Here is a 5,746-nt window from a genome sequence, read left to right on the forward strand (position 1 = left end):
CGAAGCCCGTGGCCACGGCGCCCGCCCCGGCCAAGCCGGCCGAGCCCGTCGCCAAGCCGGCGGCGGCCAAGGCCGCTTCGAACGGCGGTGCGGCAAGCAAGGACACCGAGGCGCCCGCGGGCCCGGAGTATGTGACGCTGCGTGGCCCGGCGGCGGCCGTCGCCAAGAACATGAAGGTGTCGCTGGAGCTGCCCACGGCCACGTCCGTGCGCGCGGTGCCGGTGAAGCTGCTCTTCGACAACCGCATCGTCATCAACAACCACCTGAAGCGGGCGCGGGGCGGCAAGATCTCCTTCACCCACCTCATCGGGTACGCGATGGTGCAGGCCCTCAAGGCCATGCCGTCGATGAACCACTCGTACGTGGAGAAGGACGGCAAGCCGACCCTGGTCAAGCCCGACCATGTGAACCTCGGCCTCGCCATCGACCTGGTGAAGGCCAACGGCGACCGCCAGCTCGTCGTCGCGGCCATCAAGAAGGCCGAGACGCTCAACTTCTTCGAGTTCTGGCAGGCGTACGAGGACATCGTCCGGCGGGCCCGCGCCAACAAGCTGACGATGGACGACTTCTCCGGCGTCACGGCTTCGCTGACCAACCCCGGCGGTATCGGCACGGTCCACTCCGTGCCGCGCCTGATGGCCGGTCAGAGCATGATCCTCGGCGTCGGCGCCATGGAGTACCCGGCGGAGTTCCAGGGCACGTCCCAGGACACCCTGAACAAGCTGGGCATCTCCAAGGTCATGACGCTGACCTCGACGTACGACCACCGGGTCATCCAGGGTGCGGCGTCCGGCGAGTTCCTGCGGATCATCAGCCAGCTGCTGCTCGGCGAGAACGGCTTCTTCGACGAGATCTTCGAGTCGCTGCGGATCCCCTACGAGCCGGTCCGCTGGCTCAAGGACATCGACGCCTCGCACGACGACGACGTCACCAAGGCCGCCCGGGTCTTCGAGCTGATCCACTCCTACCGGGTGCGCGGCCATGTCATGGCCGACACCGACCCGTTGGAGTACCGCCAGCGCAAGCACCCCGACCTGGACGTCACCGAGCACGGCCTGACGCTGTGGGACCTGGAGCGCGACTTCGCCGTCGGCGGTTTCGCCGGCAAGTCGATGATGAAGCTCCGCGACATCCTCGGTGTGCTGCGCGACTCGTACTGCCGCACCACCGGCATCGAGTTCATGCACATCCAGGACCCGAAGCAGCGCAAGTGGATCCAGGACCGTGTGGAGCGCCCGGGCAGCAAGCCGGAGCGCGAGGAGCAGCTGCGGATCCTGCGCCGGCTCAACGCGGCCGAGGCGTTCGAGACGTTCCTGCAGACCAAGTACGTCGGCCAGAAGCGGTTCTCGCTGGAGGGCGGCGAGTCCGTCATCCCGCTGCTCGACGCGGTCATCGACGCTGCGGCCGAGTCGCGGCTCGACGAGGTCGTCATCGGCATGGCGCACCGCGGCCGGCTCAACGTCCTCGCGAACATCGTGGGCAAGTCGTACGCGCAGATCTTCCGGGAGTTCGAGGGCAACCTCGACCCCAAGTCGATGCACGGCTCCGGCGACGTCAAGTACCACCTGGGCGCCGAGGGCACCTTCACCGGGCTCGACGGCGAGCAGATCAAGGTCTCGCTGGCGGCGAACCCCTCCCACCTGGAGACGGTCGACCCGGTCATCGAGGGCATCGCCCGCGCCAAGCAGGACATCATCAACAAGGCCGGCACCGACTTCACGGTGCTGCCCGTCGCGCTGCACGGCGACGCGGCCTTCGCGGGCCAGGGCGTCGTGGCCGAGACGCTCAACATGTCCCAGCTGCGCGGCTACCGCACCGGCGGCACCGTCCATGTCGTGATCAACAACCAGGTCGGCTTCACCGCCGCCCCGGAGTCCGCGCGCTCGTCCATGTACGCGACCGACGTCGCCCGCATGATCGAGGCGCCGATCATCCATGTGAACGGTGACGACCCGGAGGCCGTGGTCCGCGTCGCGCGGCTCGCCTTCGAGTTCCGCCAGACGTTCAACAAGGACGTCGTGATCGACCTCATCTGCTACCGCCGCCGCGGTCACAACGAGGGCGACAACCCGAAGTTCACCAACCCGCAGATGTACAACCTGATCGACAAGAAGCGCTCGGTGCGCAAGCTCTACACCGAATCGCTCATCGGCAGGGGCGACATCACGCTGGAAGAGGCGGAGCAGGCGCTCCAGGACTTCCAGGGCCAGCTGGAGAAGGTCTTCGCCGAGGTCCGCGAGGCCACCTCGCAGCCGGGTCCGACGCATGTCCCGGACGCGCAGGCCGAGTTCCCCGTCTCGGTGACCACGGCGGTCTCCCAGGAGGTCGTCAAGCGGATCGCCGAGTCCCAGGTCAACATCCCCGACGGCGTGACCGTCCACCCGCGGCTGATGCCGCAGATGGTGCGCCGCGCCGCCTCCGTCGAGGACGGCACGATCGACTGGGGCATGGGCGAGACGCTCGCCATCGGCTCGCTGCTGATGGAGGGCACCCCGGTCCGGCTGTCGGGCCAGGACACCCGGCGCGGCACATTCGGCCAGCGCCACGCGGTCCTGGTCGACCAGGACACCGGCAACGACTACACGCCGCTGCTGTACCTCTCCGAGGACCAGGCGCACTACAACGTCTACGACTCGCTGCTCAGCGAGTACGCGGCGATGGGCTTCGAGTACGGCTACTCGCTGGCCAGGCCCGAGTCGCTGGTCATGTGGGAGGCCCAGTTCGGCGACTTCGTCAACGGCGCCCAGACCATCGTCGACGAGTACATCTCGGCCGCCGAGCAGAAGTGGGGCCAGACGTCCGGCGTCACGCTGCTGCTGCCGCACGGCTACGAGGGCCAGGGCCCGGACCACTCGTCCGCGCGCCCCGAGCGCTTCCTGCAGATGTGCGCGCAGAACAACATGACGGTCGCGATGCCGACCCTGCCGTCGAACTACTTCCACCTGCTGCGCTGGCAGGTCCACAACCCGCACCACAAGCCGCTCATCGTCTTCACCCCGAAGTCGATGCTGCGTCTGAAGGCGGCGGCGTCGAAGGCGGAGGAGTTCACCACCGGCGGGTTCCGCCCGGTCATCGGCGACGACAGCGTGGACCCGTCAGCGGTCCGCAAGGTCGTCTTCACGGCCGGCAAGGTCTACTACGACCTGGACGCGGAGCGTCAGCAGCGCGGCGTCACGGACACGGCGATCATCCGGCTTGAGCGGCTGTACCCGCTGCCGGGCAAGGAGCTCCAGGCGGAGATCGCCAAGTTCCCGAACGCCGAGAAGTACCTGTGGGCCCAGGAGGAGCCGGCGAACCAGGGAGCGTGGCCGTTCATCGCGCTCAACCTGATCGACCACCTGGACCTGGCCGTCGGGGCCGACGTCCCGCACGGCGAGCGCCTGCGCCGCATCTCGCGGCCGCACTCCTCGTCCCCCGCCGTCGGCTCGGCCAACCGTCACAAGACGGAGCAGCAGCAGCTGGTGAACGAGGTCTTCGACGCGTAGCGTCCGCTCGCCCGCCAGTTGAACCGACAGCACCCGGGGCCCGGTCCGCAGCTTCTGCGGACCGGGCCCCGTGCCCGTACCAGCAGGAGTCTGACGTGTATTTCACCGACCGTGGCATCGAGGAGCTGGCGAAGCGGCGCGGCGAGGAGGAGGTCACCTTCGAGTGGCTCGCCGACCAGCTGCGGACGTTCGTCGACCTGAACCCCGACTTCGAGGTCCCCGTGGAACGGCTGGCGACCTGGCTCGCCCGGCTGGACGACGACGAGGACGAGTAGGCCGTGCCTTGACTTCCCCCATCCGCGATATATCGTGTCTTGCAGAAGACGCGATATGTTGCGTCGTGACTGGGGAGGTCAGCAATGGCGGAATCGACATGGCGCGTCGCCGAGCCGCGGAAGCTCACGTTCGAGGAGCCGGTGACCTCGCTCAGCGTGCGCATCGTCAGCGGCACGGTCAATGTCGTCGGTGCCGACGAGGCGACGCTGGCCGCGCAGGGCGGTGCCCGGCTGGAGATCTCGCAGATCGAGGGCCCGCCGCTGATCGTGACCCGCAGCGGCTCCGAACTCACCGTCACCTACGAGGACCTGCCTTGGAAGGGGTTCCTCGACTGGCTCGACCCCAAGGGCAGGCACCGCACCGCGGTCGTCTCGCTCACGGTGCCCGCGACGGCGCGCGTCGAGGTCGGCGTGGTCGGCGCCGGCGCGATGATCTCCGGCATGCGGGGCCGTACGGACGTACGGGGCGTCAATGGCGACACGACGCTGGTCGGCCTCGCCGGTCCGGTACGGGCCGACACGGTCAGCGGCAATCTGGAGGCCCAGGCCGTCACCGGCGACCTCCAGTACCACTCGGTCTCCGGTGACCTGACGTTCGTCGAGGGCGCGGGGTCCTCCGTACGGGCGGACTCGGTCAGCGGCGACATGGTCATCGACCTAGACCCCGCGGGCAAACCCACCGACATCAAGCTCACCACCGTCTCCGGCGAGGTCGCGATCCGGCTGCCGCATCCCACGGACGCCAAGGTCGAGGCGAACACCGCCAGCGGCTCGGTCTCCAGCGCCTTCGACGACCTGCGCGTCAGCGGCATGTGGGGCGCCAAGAAGATCACCGGCACCCTCGGGGCCGGGACCGGCACGCTCAAGGCGACCACGGTCTCCGGCTCGATCGCGCTGCTGCGCAGGCCGCCGACGGCCGACGCGCAGCCGACGGTTGACGCGGCTTCGACGGCCGACGCGCCTTCGACGCCCGAAACGAAGGAGCACTGACATGCCTCCTGTCTTCGCCCACGGCCGACTGCGGCTCTACCTGCTCAAGCTGCTCGACGAGGCACCGCGCCACGGCTACGAGGTGATCCGCCTCCTGGAGGAACGCTTCCAGGGCCTGTACGCGCCGTCCGCGGGCACCGTCTACCCCCGGCTCGCCAAGCTGGAGACCGAGGGCCTGGTCACCCACGCGACCGAGGGCGGCCGCAAGGTCTACTCGATCACCGAGGCGGGCCGCGAGGAACTGGCGGGCCGCAGCGGCGAACTCGCCGACCTGGAGCTGGAGATCCGCGACTCGGTCTCCGAACTGGCCGCGGAGATCCGCGACGACGTACGGGGCGCGGCGGGCCAGCTGCGCAACGAGATGCGCGCGGCGGCGTCCGAATCGCGCCGCCAGTCCCCTTCGGACGACGCGGAGTCCTGGCGCGCCGCCAAGCAGGGCTGGAAGGAGCAGGCCCGCCGCGCGAAGGACGAGTCGCGCCGGGCCCGCGAGGACGCCCAGCAGGCGCGCCGCCAGGCGAAGGAGGCGCAGGAGTCGGCGCGCGAGGAGATGCAGCGCATCGCCAAGCAGGTCCAGGACCAGGTCCAGGGCCACTTCGCGCGCGGCGACTGGCCGACGGGGGTCCGCGAGGGCCTGTCCGAACTGGCCGGCCAGCTGAGCGGCATGACCTGGCCCCCGAGCGCGCCGTCCGGCGGCGCCCGGCCCGCGCCGGAGTCACCGTCGTCCGCCCCGGAGTGGGCGAAGGACACCCCGGAGACGGGCGACCCGGCCCGCGACCTGGACCGCCTGCTGGACCGCTTCCGCGACGACATCCGCGACGCGGCGCGGGACAACGGCGTGACGGAGTCACAACTGGGCGAGGCACGCAGGCACTTGTCGACGGCGGCGGCGCACATCACGGCGCTGCTGAGGGTGGGCGGTCGGGGGTAACGGTGTGGCCGTCCGGCGCGGTGTCGCCGTCCGGCGCGGTTCGGGGTTGCGGGTTTGCGTTGCGGTTG

Annotated in this window: 4 protein-coding genes; all 4 read left to right on the forward strand. The window is 69.7% G+C overall.

Translation table 11 applies throughout. The annotated features are described in order from the left end of the window. Window positions 1–3,485, forward strand: a 3,485-nt coding sequence (locus HY68_RS04075) for a multifunctional oxoglutarate decarboxylase/oxoglutarate dehydrogenase thiamine pyrophosphate-binding subunit/dihydrolipoyllysine-residue succinyltransferase subunit (protein WP_063779612.1), incomplete at its 5' end; no start/stop codon positions are given. Window positions 3,486–3,580: 95 nt separating this feature from the next. After that, window positions 3,581–3,760: a DUF6104 family protein gene (locus HY68_RS04080; protein ID WP_041984467.1), complete on the forward strand. Its 180-nt coding sequence runs from the start codon at window positions 3,581–3,583 to the stop codon at window positions 3,758–3,760. A gap of 84 nt (window positions 3,761–3,844) precedes the next feature. Next, on the forward strand, window positions 3,845–4,750 hold the full coding sequence (locus HY68_RS04085) for a DUF4097 family beta strand repeat-containing protein (RefSeq protein ID WP_041984469.1): 906 nt from the start codon (window positions 3,845–3,847) through the stop codon (window positions 4,748–4,750). A 1-nt stretch (window position 4,751) separates the two neighbouring features. Beyond that, window positions 4,752–5,678, forward strand: a complete 927-nt coding sequence (locus HY68_RS04090; protein ID WP_041984471.1) for a PadR family transcriptional regulator — start codon at window positions 4,752–4,754, stop codon at window positions 5,676–5,678. The last annotated feature ends 68 nt before the right edge of the window (window positions 5,679–5,746 follow it).

Origin of the sequence: Streptomyces sp. AcH 505 (assembly GCF_000818175.1) — a bacterium.
In the GTDB taxonomy this organism is placed as follows: domain Bacteria; phylum Actinomycetota; class Actinomycetes; order Streptomycetales; family Streptomycetaceae; genus Streptomyces.

Coding starts and splice junctions, on each gene's coding strand:
- HY68_RS04085 (WP_041984469.1), top strand. CDS start 3,845: ATGGCGGAATCGACATGGCGCGTCGCCGAGCCGCGGAAGCTCACGTTC.
- HY68_RS04090 (WP_041984471.1), top strand. CDS start 4,752: ATGCCTCCTGTCTTCGCCCACGGCCGACTGCGGCTCTACCTGCTCAAG.